Source organism: Ectopseudomonas toyotomiensis (assembly GCF_017167985.1).
Classification (GTDB): Bacteria; Pseudomonadota; Gammaproteobacteria; order Pseudomonadales; family Pseudomonadaceae; genus Aquipseudomonas; species Aquipseudomonas toyotomiensis.
The window spans coordinates 1878076-1892029 of sequence record NZ_CP070505.1 but is presented as its reverse complement, the minus strand read 5'-3'; the positions used below and the strand labels follow the sequence as shown (position 1 = coordinate 1892029).

At 63.0% G+C, this 13954-nt stretch carries 13 protein-coding genes; 7 read left to right on the top strand and 6 right to left on the bottom strand.

Annotation, left to right across the window (positions count from 1 at the left end):
* Positions 1-23 precede the first annotated feature (23 nt).
* A complete protein-coding gene (locus JWV26_RS08700) occupies positions 24-329 on the top strand; it encodes an NIPSNAP family protein (RefSeq protein ID WP_017676026.1) in 306 nt (101 codons plus the stop codon).
* Positions 330-354: 25 nt separating this feature from the next.
* On the opposite strand, the gene JWV26_RS08695 is transcribed toward JWV26_RS08700, so the two are convergent.
* Positions 355-984, bottom strand: a complete 630-nt coding sequence (locus tag JWV26_RS08695) for a class I SAM-dependent methyltransferase (protein WP_079782461.1) — start codon at positions 982-984, stop codon at positions 355-357.
* Positions 985-1159: 175 nt separating this feature from the next.
* Here JWV26_RS08695 and JWV26_RS08690 point away from each other — a divergent pair, with 175 nt between their 5' ends.
* A complete protein-coding gene (locus JWV26_RS08690; RefSeq protein ID WP_074918799.1) occupies positions 1160-1444 on the top strand; it encodes a hypothetical protein in 285 nt (94 codons plus the stop codon).
* 333 nt (positions 1445-1777) lie between these two features.
* A complete protein-coding gene (locus tag JWV26_RS08685; RefSeq protein ID WP_093051527.1) occupies positions 1778-3019 on the top strand; it encodes an MFS transporter in 1242 nt (413 codons plus the stop codon).
* A 177-nt stretch (positions 3020-3196) separates the two neighbouring features.
* Here the strand turns inward: JWV26_RS08685 and JWV26_RS08680 are convergent, their stop codons facing one another.
* From JWV26_RS08680 to JWV26_RS08665, 4 genes are all read right to left on the bottom strand, one after another.
* Positions 3197-4381, bottom strand: a complete 1185-nt coding sequence (locus JWV26_RS08680) for a YeeE/YedE thiosulfate transporter family protein (RefSeq protein WP_206418839.1) — start codon at positions 4379-4381, stop codon at positions 3197-3199.
* A gap of 192 nt (positions 4382-4573) precedes the next feature.
* A complete protein-coding gene (locus tag JWV26_RS08675) occupies positions 4574-5500 on the bottom strand; it encodes a sulfurtransferase (protein ID WP_206418838.1) in 927 nt (308 codons plus the stop codon).
* A 103-nt stretch (positions 5501-5603) separates the two neighbouring features.
* Positions 5604-6833: an acyl-CoA dehydrogenase family protein gene (locus JWV26_RS08670; protein ID WP_196460375.1), complete on the bottom strand. Its 1230-nt coding sequence runs from the start codon at positions 6831-6833 to the stop codon at positions 5604-5606.
* Positions 6830-7789 (bottom strand): aliphatic sulfonate ABC transporter substrate-binding protein, encoded by a 960-nt coding sequence (locus JWV26_RS08665; RefSeq protein ID WP_196460376.1) that lies wholly within the window; start codon positions 7787-7789, stop codon positions 6830-6832. Before JWV26_RS08665 ends, JWV26_RS08670 begins: the two co-directional genes overlap by 4 nt.
* Before the next feature lie 487 nt (positions 7790-8276).
* Between JWV26_RS08665 and JWV26_RS08660 the strand changes: the two genes are divergently transcribed.
* From JWV26_RS08660 to JWV26_RS08645, 4 genes are all read left to right on the top strand, one after another.
* The gene (locus JWV26_RS08660; RefSeq protein WP_206418837.1) at positions 8277-9596 is read left to right on the top strand and encodes an OprD family porin; all 1320 of its coding nucleotides are present in this window, start codon (positions 8277-8279) and stop codon (positions 9594-9596) included.
* A 79-nt stretch (positions 9597-9675) separates the two neighbouring features.
* Positions 9676-10668 (top strand): aliphatic sulfonate ABC transporter substrate-binding protein, encoded by a 993-nt coding sequence (locus JWV26_RS08655; protein ID WP_206418836.1) that lies wholly within the window; start codon positions 9676-9678, stop codon positions 10666-10668.
* A gap of 3 nt (positions 10669-10671) precedes the next feature.
* Entirely contained in the window at positions 10672-11502 is an 831-nt protein-coding gene (locus JWV26_RS08650; protein ID WP_206418835.1) for an ABC transporter permease, read from the top strand.
* Complete coding sequence (locus JWV26_RS08645) at positions 11499-12230, top strand: ABC transporter ATP-binding protein (RefSeq protein WP_206418834.1); 732 nt, start codon at positions 11499-11501, stop codon at positions 12228-12230. The genes JWV26_RS08650 and JWV26_RS08645 overlap by 4 nt, the downstream gene beginning before the upstream one ends.
* A 500-nt stretch (positions 12231-12730) precedes the next feature.
* Here the strand turns inward: JWV26_RS08645 and JWV26_RS08640 are convergent, their stop codons facing one another.
* Positions 12731-13891, bottom strand: coding sequence for a protein kinase family protein (locus JWV26_RS08640; RefSeq protein WP_125881318.1), 1161 nt, complete (start codon positions 13889-13891; stop codon positions 12731-12733).
* Positions 13892-13954: the final 63 nt, after the last annotated feature.

Genomic DNA, 13954 nt, shown 5'->3' with positions numbered 1-13954 from the left:
ACCACTCGCAAGGAAGGACAGCCATGATCACCTGCTACCTGCGCTATATCGTCGACCCCTACAAACTCAAGGATTTCGAGCACTACGCGAAGCTGTGGATTCCGTTGGTAGAGCGCTTCGGCGGCACGCACCACGGTTACTTCCTGCCGTCCGAGGGGGCCAATAACGTGGCGTTGGCGCTGTTCAGCTTCCCCAGCCTCGCCGAATACGAACGCTATCGTCAGGATTCCTTCGCCGACGCCGAGTGTCAGGCGGCCTTTCGCTACGCCGAAGAGACACGTTGCATCCTCAGCTACGAGCGCAGCTTTTTCCGGCCCGTATTCGACTAGGGCTACGCATGCCTGTGGTGGTGAGCTAAGCGACTCGCCGCCATACGCTGGCCAGCCAGGGTTGCTGGTCGCGTGGTAGGCCGGCGGGGCGGTAGTAGTGCTCCAGCTCGACGAAACCGGCCGCCGTGAGCCGCGCGCGCCAGCGTTCGAGGTCGTGGTAGCTGCCGTAGCGCGGGCCGTTCCAGCCTTCCTGGTTCTCGCCGCGCGGGTTGGAGCTGAACAGTACGCCACCGGTCTTGAGCGCCGCATGCAGCTCGCCGAGCACGCGCGGCAGCTCCTGATCGGGCACATGGAACAGGCTGGCGTTGGCGAAGATGCCGTCGAAATGTCCGGCCGGCAGGTCCAGTTCGAGAAAGCTCTGCTGCCACACCTCGCAGCCGCTATCGGCACGCGCCATGGCGACGAACTCGGCGCAGCCATCGAGGCCGACGGCGGTATGGCCGAGGCTGCTGAACGTACGTAGATCCCGCCCCGGCCCGCAGCCGAAATCGAGGATGCGCCAGGGCTTCTCGCCCTCGATATGGCGCAGCAGCGCGGCGATATTCTGGCTCACGTCATGGTCGCGTGTGCCCTCGCGAAAATCCTCGGCGCTGCTCTGGTAATGGGCCAGGGTGAGGGCGCTGATCTGCGCGAGTTCATCGGGGCTCAGGGGCATGGTGAGGTTCCGGCAAAAGAGCGCATTAAAACCGTTTGGCGGGGCGCACGGCCAGAGGCGGCGTGGTCCTTGGTCGGTAGCCAATGAACCTGCGTACCGCTTGCACAGTCCCATTTCCTGAGGGGTGTAGACCGGCTGTCAGCAGCCGGGCGCCCACAATCAAGGAGATAACGCGATGGTTACGCACTACAAAGTCTCTGGCCACCTCGCCTGTGGCTCTCATGGTGAAAAGCTGCCCGCCACCACCGAGTTGGCCAAGGTCAAATGCCGCAATTGCCGCAAGACCGAAGTGTTCACCGAAGCTCGACGTAACGCACGCAATGCCGCGCGCCGTGCCGCCCGCCGCGAAAAGGCTGCCCGCGCCGTCAACGACTGGCGCACTTCCTGGGAGGCGCGTCTGGCTGCCTTGCCAGGCCCGCAGCGTCTGCCGCGTGGTTTCGGCGACCAGGCATTCGTCTAGCCTGGATATTGGCGGGAGGAACGACCTCCCGCATCCGCCCGCTCTGCCAAGACCTGTAGGAGCCGCGCACCGCGGCGAATGGAACCGGCAACTCTATATTGCGATACGGCCGCATCCGTCTTCGCGCCGGGGCGGCGCTTCTACAGTGACCGAACCAGGCGCGGCACCCAGCGTTGTCCAGTAAGGCGCTCGTGTGCGTCTGACGCCTGGCACGGTCTAGGGCGCGATCTGCGCAACAGCCTGTTCCCGGGTTTGCCCCGTGGCGGAGCTTTCCCGTAGATTGGCCGGCTTACCTCGTCCGGCACTGGCCGGTTCTGCCTCGAGATTTTCGCCGTGTCCGCTGCTCCCGTTTCCGTTTACCGACTTCCCGGTTTCCTGCCGTTTCTCATCGCCCGCATCGTGGTGGTGTTCGCCGTTCAGATCCAGGCTATCGTGGTGGCCTGGCAGGTCTACGACCTGACGCGCGACCCGCTGTCGCTGGCCTATGTCGGCCTAGCCCAGTTCATCCCCATGCTGGTGCTGCTGATGCCGGCCGGCGACCTCATCGACCGCTACGACCGCAAGCTGATCCTCATGCTCAGCTGGCTGGTCGAAGGCCTGTGTGCGGCGGCGCTGCTGTGGTTGTCGCTGAGCGAAGCGGCCGTCAGTTGGTATTACGCGGTGCTGGTGCTCTACGGCTGTGGCCGCGCCTTCACCGGGCCGGCGTTGTCCAGTCTGCTGCCGCAGATCGTGCCGCGCGAGCGCCTGGCCGCGGCCATCGCCGCCAACAGCATGATCATGCGTGGCGCGACCATTTCCGGCCCGGTGATCGGCGGCGGCCTGTACGCCATCGGCGGTGGCGGGCTGACCTATTCGGTCTGCCTGGTCTGCTTCCTCGCTGGCTCCGCACTGCTGCCGCTGGTGCCGGTGCGCTACGCGGAAAAGATGCAGGCGCTGGAAGCCACCGCGTGGGCGCGTTTTACCGCGGGCATCCACTTCATTCGCACGCGGCCGATCATCCTCGGCACCATCTCGCTGGACCTGTTCGCCGTGCTGCTCGGCGGCGTGATCGCGCTGCTGCCGATCTACGCCCAGGAAGTGCTGGAAGTCGGGCCGACGGGGCTCGGCCTGCTGCGCAGCGCCATGGCCATCGGCGAAGTGTCGGTCGGTCTGTATCTGAGCATGAAGCCGTTCAACCGCCATGTCGGCCTGGTGATGTTCGGTGCGGTGGCGCTGTTCGGTGTGGCCAACTTGGTGTTCGCGCTGTCCAGCCTGTTCTGGCTGTCCTTCGCCGCGCTGGTGGTGGCCGGCGGCGCGGACATGGTGAGCATGTACATCCGCTCCTCGCTGGTGCAGTTCTCCACCCCGGACGCCATGCGCGGCCGGGTCAATGCGGTGAACATGCTGTTCATCGGCTCTTCCAACGAACTGGGCGAATTCCGCGCCGGCACGAGTGCCGCCTGGTTCGGCGTGGTGCCGGCGGCGCTGATCGGCTGCGCCTGCACCCTGACCGTGACCGGCGGCTGGATGCTCGGCTTCAAGAGCCTGCGCAGGGTCGACCGCTTCGAGGATGCGTCGCCGAGCAAGGCGGCCTGAGCGCTGGTGTCGCAGCTTGACGTGGTGCGCACAGCGCACCCTACGGGGTAATCGTGTAGGGTGCGCCGCGCGCACCGCCCCCACCCAGCGCCAGATCGGATGCAACCGTAGCCCGGATGAAATCCGGGGAAACCTGCAGCAGAAGACCCCGGATTTCATCCGGGCTACGAAGGTGCATCAGCCCAAGCGCAACAGCGGCCGCAGCTTCAGCCCAAGCACTATGCCGAGTAGGCAGAACAGCCCGAACACCCAGCCCGACGCCGCGCCGGCCATCACGCCGGACAGCAGCGTGCCCACGGTGCAGCCCAACGCCAGCAGGCTGCCCCACCCCAGCAGCACGCCGCCGAGCAGGCCGCGCAGCCAGTCGCGGGGTGCGCCGCTGCTGGGACGGAAGTCGCCGGCGGCCAGGGCGCTGGCCCAGGCCGCGATCACCAGGCCGATGACGAACAGGCCGTTGTTCGACAGCAGCGCCTCCTTGACCGCCGTGGCGCAGCCGGAAAAGCCGTCCAGTCCCTCCAGGCGCTGTGGCAGCCAGCCCAGGCTGTCCGCGCCGGTGCGCGCCAGGCTGCCCAGTTCGGCGGTCACCCCCAGCGGTGCGATGCGAAAGTAGGCCAGCACCGCCAGCCCACCGATCAGCACGCCGCCGACCCAGGCCGGCCAGCGTGCGCCGAACAGCAGCGACCATAGCCTCTGTGTTTCGGAAGGTGTGCCCGCCTGGCGATAACGCAGCAGCCAGGCGGCCAGCGCCCCCAGCAGCGCCAGTTGCAGCAGCAGCGAGCCGCCGTAACCGAGCCGGCCGGGCAGCCAGAGCACCGGTGCTTCCTGCAGGGCGGCCAGATACAGCGGGTTCCAGCTTAAAAAGCCCAGGGCGAAGCCGAGCAGCGCGCCGCCCAGCGCGGCCAGCGAGGCGAAATTGCCCTCGCCGAGGCGATACAGGTGCGCGCTGATGCACGAGCCGGAAATCGCCATGCCGAGGCCGAACACCGTGGCGGCCAGAGCCAGCACCCAGCTCAGCGGACCGATATGGGCATCCGGGGGCAGGCGCCCGCCGCTGGGGTCGGGCAGGAAGGCGCCGAACACCGCGTGATAGCCGAGGGTGCCCACCGCCAGGGCGGCGAGCAGGCCGAGCAGGCCGTCCGGTATGCGGCGTTCGACGAAGTCGCGGGTCACGCAGAAGAAGCAGAAGCGCGAACGCTGCAGCAGCAGGCCGAACAGCGCGCCGCTGGCCAGCGAGTAGCTGAAGGCGCGGCCTTCGTTGCTGCCGTCGGCCAGCTGCCAGATGAAGGCGAGCAGGGCTATGGCGATCACGCCAGCTGTGGCGATGGGTAGCGTTGCGCGAGGGGAGGCAATGCTGGCGGTCATGGGTTGTCCTTGCCCGACGAAAGCGCCCCCGGTGTTTAGGCCGGGGCTGTGTTTTGCGTGACTGACGTTTGTTTTGCAGGAGCGGCTGCGGCCGCGAAACTCGCGGATAAATCCGCTCCTACAGGAGGCATCAGCCTTCATAGCGATGGATCGGTGAGGCGTGATCCACCCTACGCCTGGATCGGTTCAAGCCTACTTGCCGCCCCAGACGGTGCCCGCCACGTTCACCACCGGTACGCCCACGGCATTGCCGTATTCGGTCCAGGAACCGTCGTAGTTGCGCACGTCGTAGCCGAGGATCTTCTTCAGGGCGAACCAGGTGTGGCTGGAGCGCTCGCCGATGCGGCAGTAGGTGATGATCGGCTTGCTGCCGTCGATGCCAACTGCGCCGTAGACCTTCTTCAGTTCCTCGGCCGATTTGAAGGTGCCGTCAGCAGCGACCGCCTGGCCCCAGGGCACGTTCACTGCACCCGGTACATGGCCGGCGCGCACGGCCAGTTCCTGCACGCCCTGCGGGGCGAAGACCTTGCCGTTGTATTCGTCTGGCGAGCGGATATCCACCAGCTGCACGTCGCTGCGCTTCTCGGCGGCGGCCAGCACGTCCGGCAGGAAGGCGCGCAGCTCCTTGTTGGCGGCCTTAACCGTGACGTTGCCGGCCTTCGGCGTGCTAGCGCGGCTGTCCAGCTGACGGCCTTCGGCCTCCCACTTGGCGCGGCCGCCGTCGAGCAGCTTGACGTTATCCACGCCGTACACGTCGAACACCCAGGCGCCCCAGGCGGCGAACCAGTTGTTGTTGTCGCCGTAGAGGATGGTGGTGCTGTCGTCATTCACCCCGGCCTTGCGCAGCAGTTGCTGGAAGGCTTCCTGGCTGGCGATGTCGCGGCGTACCGGGTCGACCAGGTCGCTGTGCCAGGCGAAGTTCACCGCGCCGGGGATATGCCCGCGCTCGTAGACGCCGGGCACCACGCTGACTTCGATGATGCGTACCTTGGGATCTTTCAGGTTCTTTTCCAGCCACTCGGTACTGACCAGATAGTCGCTGGCGGCCTGCGCCGTCAGCGTGTGCAGCAGGGTGGCGGCGGCCAGCAGGCCGCCGCCGAACAGGGTCTTGATAGTCATTGTCGACGACCTCTCGAAGGTTGGCAGATTTCAGGCTAGTCAGCCTTTATCGAAGCGAGATACCGCTTTTTTCTATGCATATTCCCGGTTGAACGCACCTCCCTCAGCCATACAGCGACGGCTGCGGCCCCTGGCCGCTGAGCAGCCAGTGACCGAGGTCGCGCACCTTGTAGTCGATGGGGTCGTGCAGGCTGTGCACCCGCACGTTGCGCCAGAAGCGGTCGAAGCCGTAACGCGAGCTGGTGGCGCGGGCGCCCATGGCTTCGAAGATCTGGCTGGTGATCTCCAGCGCGGCACGTACCGCCACCACCTTGGCCTCGCTGATGGCCAGCGCCACCTCGGCGCGTTCGGCGGCGGTCAGCGCCGGTTTTTCCCAGGCGCTCTGCAGGCGCTGGGCGGCGTGCTCGGCCAGGGGCAGGGCGCTGCGGTAGCGCAGCCAAAGCTCGCCGTAACGTTGCTGGATAAACGGATCGTCACTGGCAGTGGCCACGCCTGATGCCGGCCAGGCACGACTCTGCTCGCGGGTGTAGCGCAGCGCTGCGTCCAGCGCGCCCTGGGCATTGCCCAGGTAGAGCTGGGTGAGGATCAGCTGAGATAGGCAGGCACGCAGGGTGGTACGCGGGCTGGGGCCGACCGGGCCGAGTAGCTCGCTGGCGTCGACGAACACCTGCTCGAACTGCACCGTGCCGCTGTCGGTTTGGCGTTGGCCGAAGCCGTCCCAGTCGCTGTTCACCGCCAGGCCCTCGCGCTGGCTGGGCAGGACGATGAACACCCGATCTTCCGGGTTCTTGCCGCGCGGTGCGCTGATCACCAGCGCGTCGGCGCCGAGTGCGCCGGAGCAGAACGACTTGCTGCCATTGAGCTCGTAATGTTCCTCGCGTGGGCTGAGTTTGAGGCCGGTGTCGCGGCCGTTGGTGGCGTTGCCCCAGAACCAGCGCTCCTGCACTGTGCGGCTCAGCCAGTGGCGCTGCTGATCGGGGTTGCCGAACAGCAGGATGGTCGCCACCTGCAGGTGCTGGAAGGCGAACAGGTGGGCCAGCGAGCTGTCCACTGCCGCCAGGTAACGGGTGATGCGATAGATCTCCGGCCAGGCCACGCCCTGGCCACCGTACTGCTGCGGCACGGCCAGGGTCAGCAGGCCACTGTCGCGCAGCAGTTCGCGTTCGGCCTGGGCGCTGCCCCCAGCACGATCACGTTCCACCGCGCTGGCTGCCAGGCGCCGGGCCAGGCGTTCGACCTTGGCCGTGCGGCTGCCGAAGTCCACGGGGAACAGGTGCGCGGCGAACAATGGTTCGTCGCGCAGGCTGGGGTGCAGACGGGCTTCGGCACTCATTGCGGGCTCCAGATGCTGACTTCGCGGGCATCCACCGAGGTCGGCAACAGGCTGGCGCCGTAGAAGGCATCGGCGATCTTCTGCTGCTCGGCGAGGCTGTCCGGCTGCACCAGGCGCACCTGGTAGCTGCGCTTGGCGTTGGCTTTCTCGACGATGGCCGGGTCGAGGTTGCCCCACAGCGGGCCGAGGATTTCAGCCGCCTGGCGCGGGTTGGCGCGCAGCCAGTCGCCGGTCTTCACCAGCTCGGCGAACACGGTCTGCAGCACCTGCGGGTGGCTCTTGGCAAACTTGGCGCTGGTCAGGTAATAGCGCTGGTAGTCGGCCAGTCCCTTGCCGTCGGCAAGGATGCGCGTCGGCAACTGTTGCTGGGCGCCGCTGAGGAAGGGTTCCCAAGTGACCCAGGCGTCCACCTTGCGGTTCTCGAAGGCGGCGCGGCCGTCGGCCGGGGTCAGGTAGGCCGGTTCGATATCGCTGAACTTCAGGCCGGCCTGCTGCAGCGCAGCGATCAACAGGTAGTGCACGCCGGCCGCCTTGGTCACAGCAACCTTTTTGCCCTTGAGGTCGGCCAGGGTTTTGATCGGTGAATCCTCGCGCACGATGATCGCCTGCGCGCTGGGCGAGGGCGCTTCCTGGGCGAAGTAGGCGAGGTCGGCGCCGGCGGCCTGGGCGAACACAGGCACGGTGTCGGCGACGTCGGCAGACAGGTCGATGTTGCCGACGTTGAGCGCTTCTAGCAGCGGCTGACCGTTGGGGAATTCGTGCCAACTGATGGTGATGTCCTGGTCGGACAGTGCCTTCTCCAGGGTGCCCTGGCTCTTCAGCAGGCTGATCAGCGTGGAGGATTTCTGGTAGCCGATGCGCAGTTGCTCGGCGGCCTCGGTGAGCGGGGCGACGAGCAGGCCGATGGCAAGAGAGGCGGCGATCAGTGTGCTGCGTTTGGAATGGGTCTTGGACATGGCGGCTCTCGATACGAACACGTGCCGGCCATGAGATTGCGGCGGATCACGCGTACTTCAGTGTTGAGGGAAAGAAGTCCGGTGATCCGGTGGAGAGAAGCTAGACGATCTAAAAAATAGCCAACAAATAATTTTTGGGAATTAGCTTAGGCGCATATCGGCCCGAAACATCGGCCATTCGAGCGAACGTAGTGAAGCCCGGGACGTCGGCTGCTCGTTATTGTGTAGGGCGGCCCGGTACGCCCTACGAGCCTCAATCCATTTCCATATATTCTTTTTTGTTACTACAAAGTGAAAAATAATTCTTTTTAGGGATTAACGCTCGTCTCGTAGATTAGTCACCAGCCGACAGCGGACCACCGCATCGGGCCCGAATCAGGGGCTCTTATGCCAATCCGCCGAGACCAGCGCCATGTCCGCTGTCCTGCCGAGCCCCTGTGCAGTGCCAAAACCTAAAACAGCACATACAGCACCTGGAGCATCGAGCATGAACAAGTCCAATCTGGCGCTGGCCGTCGCCCTGGCCGCACTGGCCACCGAAGCGACCGCCGCTGGTTTCATCGAAGACAGCAAGGCCAGCATCGGCCTGCGCAATTTCTATTACGACCTCAACAACAAGAACACCGCCAACAACAACGGCGAGGCGCAGGAGTGGGGGCAGGGCTTCATCTTCAATTACAGCTCCGGTTTCACCCAGGGCACCGTCGGTTTCGGCCTCGACGCTATCGGCCTGCTTGGCGTCAAACTGGACTCCGGCGGCACCGCGAGCAAGGCCGGCCGTGATCGCACTCCCGGCCAGCTGTTCCCGCTCGATAGCGACGGCAGCGCCGTGGACGACTACAGCAAGGCCGGTGTGACCGCCAAGGTACGCCTGTCCAAGACCGAGGCGCGCATCGGCACCCTGCTGCCGAAGCTGCCGGTGGTGACCTTCAACGACGGCCGCCTGCTGCCGCAGACCTTCGAGGGCGGGCAGATCACCTCCAACGAGATCGACGACCTGACCCTGACTGCCGGCCAGCTGGAAAGCACCAAGACCCGCAGTTCCACCGACGACATCGCCCTGCGTATCGCCGGCGCCAGCGGTGACGCCGACACCAACAAGTTCTACTTCGCCGGCGGCGACTACAAGCTGACCAAGGATCTGACGCTGCAGTACTACTACGGCAATCTGGAAGACTTCTACAAACAGCACTTCCTCGGCCTGGTGCACAACTGGGCGATCGGTCCGGGCTCGCTGAAGACCGACCTGCGTTACTTCGACAGCAACTCCGACGGCAAGAATGGCAGCGCCTCCGGCCGTGCCGATGGCTACCGCAGCGCGGGCTACTGGCGTGCCGGCGACAGCAGCACTGGCGAGGTCGACAACCAGACCTGGAGCGCGCTGTTCACCTACACCCTGGGCAGCCACTTCGCCAGCCTGGGCTACCAGCAGGTCGAAGGCGACAGCGCCTTCCCGTTCCTCAACCAGGGCGGCGGCAGCTCGTCCTACCTGATCACCGACCGCCAGATCGGCAAGTTCCAGAACGCTGGTGAGCGCACCTGGCTGGCCGAGTACGGCTATGACTTCGCCAAGCTCGGTGTACCGGGCCTGAAGGCCAGCGTTGCTTACCTCAAGGGCGACAATATCGATTCCGCCAATGGTGATCTGAAGGAATGGGAACGTGATTTCCGCCTCGACTACACCCTGCAGGGCGGCCCGCTGAAAGGCCTGGGCGTGTCCTGGCGCAATGCGACCCAGCGCGGCAATTTCACCACCGACTCCGACGAGAACCGTTTGATCCTGAGCTACACCCTGACGTTGCTCTGATCCACTAACCCAGTTGTGACATCTCCTGACCGGCCCGCCAACGGGCCGGAAGGTATTTCATCCAAGTGAGGAGATGACCATGAAGAAGAATGCTTTGCGCGTTGGCCTGGCGGCGCTGTTCGCCGCCTGGTTGCCAGCCGCCGTACATGCCGCGCCACCGAAAGAAGTCCGCCTGGACTACGCCTACTACGCCCCCACCAGCCTGGTGCTCAAGCAGCAGGGCTTGCTGGAAAAAGCCCTCGCGCCGCAGGGCATCGCTGTCAAATGGGTGTTCAGCCAGGGCAGCAACCGCTCGCTGGAATACCTCAACGGCGGCAGCACCGATTTCGCCTCCACCGCCGGATTGGCTGCCGTGCTCAGCCGCGCCAACGGCGCGCCGATCAACACCGTCTACGTCGCCAGCCGACCGGAATGGACAGCGCTGGTGGTGCCCAAGGACTCGCCCGTCCAGTCGCTGGCCGACCTCAAGGGCAAGAAGGTCGCCGCCACCAAGGGCACCGACCCTTTCCTGTTCCTCCTGCAAAGCCTGCAGAAGGCCGGGCTGGACAAGAACGACGTGGAAATCGTCCACCTGCAACACCCCGACGGTCGCGTCGCTCTGGAGCGCGGCGACGTGCAGGCCTGGGCCGGGCTCGACCCGCTGATGGCGGCCAGCGAGCTGCAGGCCGGCTCGCGCCTGCTGTACCGCAACCGTGATTTCAACAGCTACAGCGTGCTCAGCGTCACCGAGAAGTTCGCCAAGGAGCAGCCCGAGCTGATCCAGCAGGTGATCGCCGCCTACGAGCAGGCGCGTCAGTGGGCCATCGCCAACCCCGATGCCCTGGCCCAGTTGCTCACCGACGAAGCCAAGCTGCCGCTGGAAGTGGCCAAGCTGCAACTGTCGCGCACCGACTTCAGCAACCCGCAGCCGGGCGCCGAACACATCAAGGCGCTGAAAGCCGCCGCGCCCATCCTGCTCGACGAGCAACTGGTGCGTCCGGGTACCGACGTCGCTCAGGTGGTCGACCAACTGATCCAGCCGCAACTGGCCGCTCAGGTGATCGGCAGCAACGTGGCCAAGGCGGGGAACTGACCGATGGGCGCGCTCAATCTCGTCATCGGTCGCTGGACTGAACGGCTTCCAGGCTGGCGGCCGGCACTGACCGACCTGCGCGGTTGGGTGGTGCCCCTGCTGATTCTGGCTCTGCTGGAAACCCTGGTGCGCAGCGGCTTATTGCCCACGCACCAGATGCCTGCGCCGAGCCAGGTGGCGCAAACGCTGTACCTGCTGGCGCAGAGCGGCGAGCTGTGGCGGCACCTGAACGCCAGCCTGCTGCGCGTCGGCGCCGGTTTTGCCATCGGCGCCGCGCTGGCCATCGTCATCGGCACCTGGGTGGGCCTCAGCCGCCGCGCCGAAGCCTATCTGGAGCCGACCTTCCAGGCGTTGCGGGCGATTCCCAGTCTGGCCTGGGTGCCTTTGCTGCTGCTCTGGTTAGGCATCGACGAAACGCCGAAGATCGTGCTGATCGCCCTCGGCGCCTTCTTCCCGGTGTACCTGGCGCTGCTCGCCGGTATCCGCAACATCGACCGCAAACTTGTGGAAGTGGGCCGGCTCTATGGCCTGTCGCCGCTGGCGCTGGTGCGCCGTATCCTCCTGCCCGCTGCGCTGCCGAGTCTGTTCACCGGCTTGCGCGGCGCGCTCAGCCTGAGCTGGATGTTCCTCGTCGCCGCCGAACTGATCGCCGCCACCCGTGGCCTTGGCTACCTGCTCAGCGATGGCCGGGAAACCTCGCGGCCGGATCTGGTGATCGCCGCGATCCTGCTGCTGGCGCTGCTCGGCAAACTCAGCGACAGCCTGCTCAAGGCCTGGGAAACCCGCGCCCTGCGCTGGCGCGACAGTTATCAGGGCGGGGAGGACGGAGCATGAGTGCGCTGCTGAAACTGCAGAATATCCACAAGGCCTTCGCTGACGTGCGTGTGCTCGAAGACGTCAGCCTGAGCCTGGCCGCTGGCGAAGTGGTCAGCCTGCTCGGCCCCTCCGGCTGCGGCAAAAGCACCCTGCTGCGCATCGCCGCCGGGCTGGATCAGGACTACCAAGGCGGGCTGGAACTCAACCCGCTCCTCAACTTCGGTCGTGGCAGCGGCATCGGCGTCGTGTTCCAGGAACCCCGGCTGATGCCCTGGCTGAGCGTGGCGCAGAACGTCGGCCTCGCCGATGGTTGGGTGGCCGACGACCAGTGGGTTGAACAACTGCTGCGTGACGTCGGCCTGCATGGGCGTGGCGAGGCGCTACCCAAACACCTCTCCGGCGGCCAGGCCCAGCGCGTGGCCATCGCCCGCGCCCTGTACGGCAAACCGCAGGTGCTGCTGCTCGATGAACCCTTCAGCGCGGTGGACGCCTTCACCCGCATGAAACTGCAGGATCTGGTGGTAGAGCTGGCCGCCCGCTACGAGATTGCCGTGCTGCTGGTCACCCATGACCTCGACGAAGCCTTCTACCTCAGCGACCGCGTGCTGATCCTTGGCGGCACGCCCAGCCGCCTGCAACGCGAACTGGCCGTGCCCCTGGCCCGCCCGCGCGACCGCCGCTCGGCCGAACTGGCCTATCTGCGCGGCGAGGCCCTGACCGAGCTGTACCAGTCGCAGGTGCTGTAAACGAACTCTTCAAGGTGGAGTACTTTTTCGGGCCGTAAGGCCCGATTTTTTTGCCCGTGTCGCCCGCGCATGCTTTTGTAGCCCGGATGAAATCCGGGGGCTTTGTCAGGGCGAGGCTCAGAGGTTATTGCGGGTATGAAACCGAGCGGTTCATTCGCATGAAGACGCTCTACCCAGACTACTTGCTGACGTAGGGCGGCCTCGCTCGCGAAGCGAGCAGCCCGCCAGGCCGTACGGGGACAGTAGCCTGCGTCCAACACATCATCGGCGTACTGCTTCCGAGCGGCCGGCGTCCCGGTACGCCCTACGCGCTGTTCCTACCCTTGGCATGGTGGACAAGCTCCGCGTTGTCCACCCTACGCGGCGGGTATTTCAGTGTAGGGTGGATGACGCTTTTTTCATCCGCCGTTGGGTGAGGTTGTCTGTGCTACTTGCTGGGGATAGACAAAAATTTAAGCGATTAATTAATCGTGGTCTGTCCCCCGGTTGTTTCGGCCAAATCAAATTGGCGCGATAGCTTGAAAAGCTTTGCGTAACTCATCAATATTCTTAAACCTAACAGTCTTATCGCTACTAAGACCTTTGTAAATAAAGGCACTCACATTCTCTGGTGGTTTTTCAGTCTTGCTCTTTCCGGTTAGCACGTAATATAAAATGCGAGTCAAAGCGTATGTTTCATGCAGGATACTGTAGTTATCAAAGCCTTCAGTAACTAGGCTTGGGTCATTGTAGTAGCCCTTAAAGTTTGTATTGCACGAAGTTAATTCGCTATCAACGATTTTTACCAGTCCAAAATCTGCTACTTTGACTACCACTACGTCGTCATATTCTTTGAGCAGGATATTCTTGGGGCTAATATCTCTATGTAAAATATTTTTGGAGTGTATGTACGAGAAAGCTTTGAGGATTTGTAGTCCCAATTTAACGCGATCATGAAATGACAGCTTGGAATTATTTTTTAATATGTATTTATCCAAAGAGTTGTCCATAAATTCCATGATATATTCATTGTTTTTTTCATTGTAGCCATAAACTTCGAGGACGTATGGTGAGCTTAGCATGCTCATCTGTTCATACTCTCGCCTAAACCTTTGAATCTCCTTTGCATTTAGATCTTTCTTTGCTCGTTTTAAAGCAAAGTTTTTAAGATAAAAGCTGTCGAAATATTTATAGACGTTTGCATAAGATCCGCTGCCGAGTGCCTTTAGGTCAGCGGTATTATTTTTATTTTCAATTTTTATTGAGCTTTGCGGAAAAAATATTGGGATGGTGTAATAAAGCTCCAGCTTTTCAGTATAAGGGGGGATTGCACTTCCGCCACTCTTGCTTAGAAAACTCTTGCAAAAGTTAAGTTTATCTCGATGATACTCCTCAATATAGAATGCATATTCAGAGTTTTTCAAAGATCTCTCTAAAGCTTCAATCGTTTCTATGGATCTAATGAGCTCTCTACTCGGTTCTGCCCAGAAGTGAGCCGAATCTTCATCTGTTGGAAGTCTATTGTTCATCGAATCAAAAAGACTAGTTATGCTAGAGTGAAGAGTAGAGAATAAAATTCTTAACTTGTCATTATTTATTGGTTCGTAAAGATCTTCGAATTCATTATTCAAAATATCAGAGAGCTTTCTGTAGTGGCTCTCTATGGCGTTTTCAGCATTCATTGGTATTGGAGAGTCTGTCTTTGATTGAACCGTAACGTTGGAGATTAGCCGCCCGCTTTGGCG

What these genes read in the sequence shown, in the direction of transcription:
- JWV26_RS08700 (WP_017676026.1), top strand. Translation starts at nt 24, where the DNA reads ATGATCACCTGCTACCTGCGCTATATCGTCGACCCCTACAAACTCAAG.
- JWV26_RS08695 (WP_079782461.1), bottom strand. Translation starts at nt 984, where the DNA reads ATGCCCCTGAGCCCCGATGAACTCGCGCAGATCAGCGCCCTCACCCTG.
- JWV26_RS08690 (WP_074918799.1), top strand. Translation starts at nt 1,160, where the DNA reads ATGGTTACGCACTACAAAGTCTCTGGCCACCTCGCCTGTGGCTCTCAT.
- JWV26_RS08680 (WP_206418839.1), bottom strand. Translation starts at nt 4,381, where the DNA reads ATGACCGCCAGCATTGCCTCCCCTCGCGCAACGCTACCCATCGCCACA.
- JWV26_RS08675 (WP_206418838.1), bottom strand. Translation starts at nt 5,500, where the DNA reads ATGACTATCAAGACCCTGTTCGGCGGCGGCCTGCTGGCCGCCGCCACC.
- JWV26_RS08670 (WP_196460375.1), bottom strand. Translation starts at nt 6,833, where the DNA reads ATGAGTGCCGAAGCCCGTCTGCACCCCAGCCTGCGCGACGAACCATTG.
- JWV26_RS08665 (WP_196460376.1), bottom strand. Translation starts at nt 7,789, where the DNA reads ATGTCCAAGACCCATTCCAAACGCAGCACACTGATCGCCGCCTCTCTT.
- JWV26_RS08660 (WP_206418837.1), top strand. Translation starts at nt 8,277, where the DNA reads ATGAACAAGTCCAATCTGGCGCTGGCCGTCGCCCTGGCCGCACTGGCC.
- JWV26_RS08655 (WP_206418836.1), top strand. Translation starts at nt 9,676, where the DNA reads ATGAAGAAGAATGCTTTGCGCGTTGGCCTGGCGGCGCTGTTCGCCGCC.
- JWV26_RS08650 (WP_206418835.1), top strand. Translation starts at nt 10,672, where the DNA reads ATGGGCGCGCTCAATCTCGTCATCGGTCGCTGGACTGAACGGCTTCCA.
- JWV26_RS08645 (WP_206418834.1), top strand. Translation starts at nt 11,499, where the DNA reads ATGAGTGCGCTGCTGAAACTGCAGAATATCCACAAGGCCTTCGCTGAC.
- JWV26_RS08640 (WP_125881318.1), bottom strand. Translation starts at nt 13,891, where the DNA reads ATGAATGCTGAAAACGCCATAGAGAGCCACTACAGAAAGCTCTCTGAT.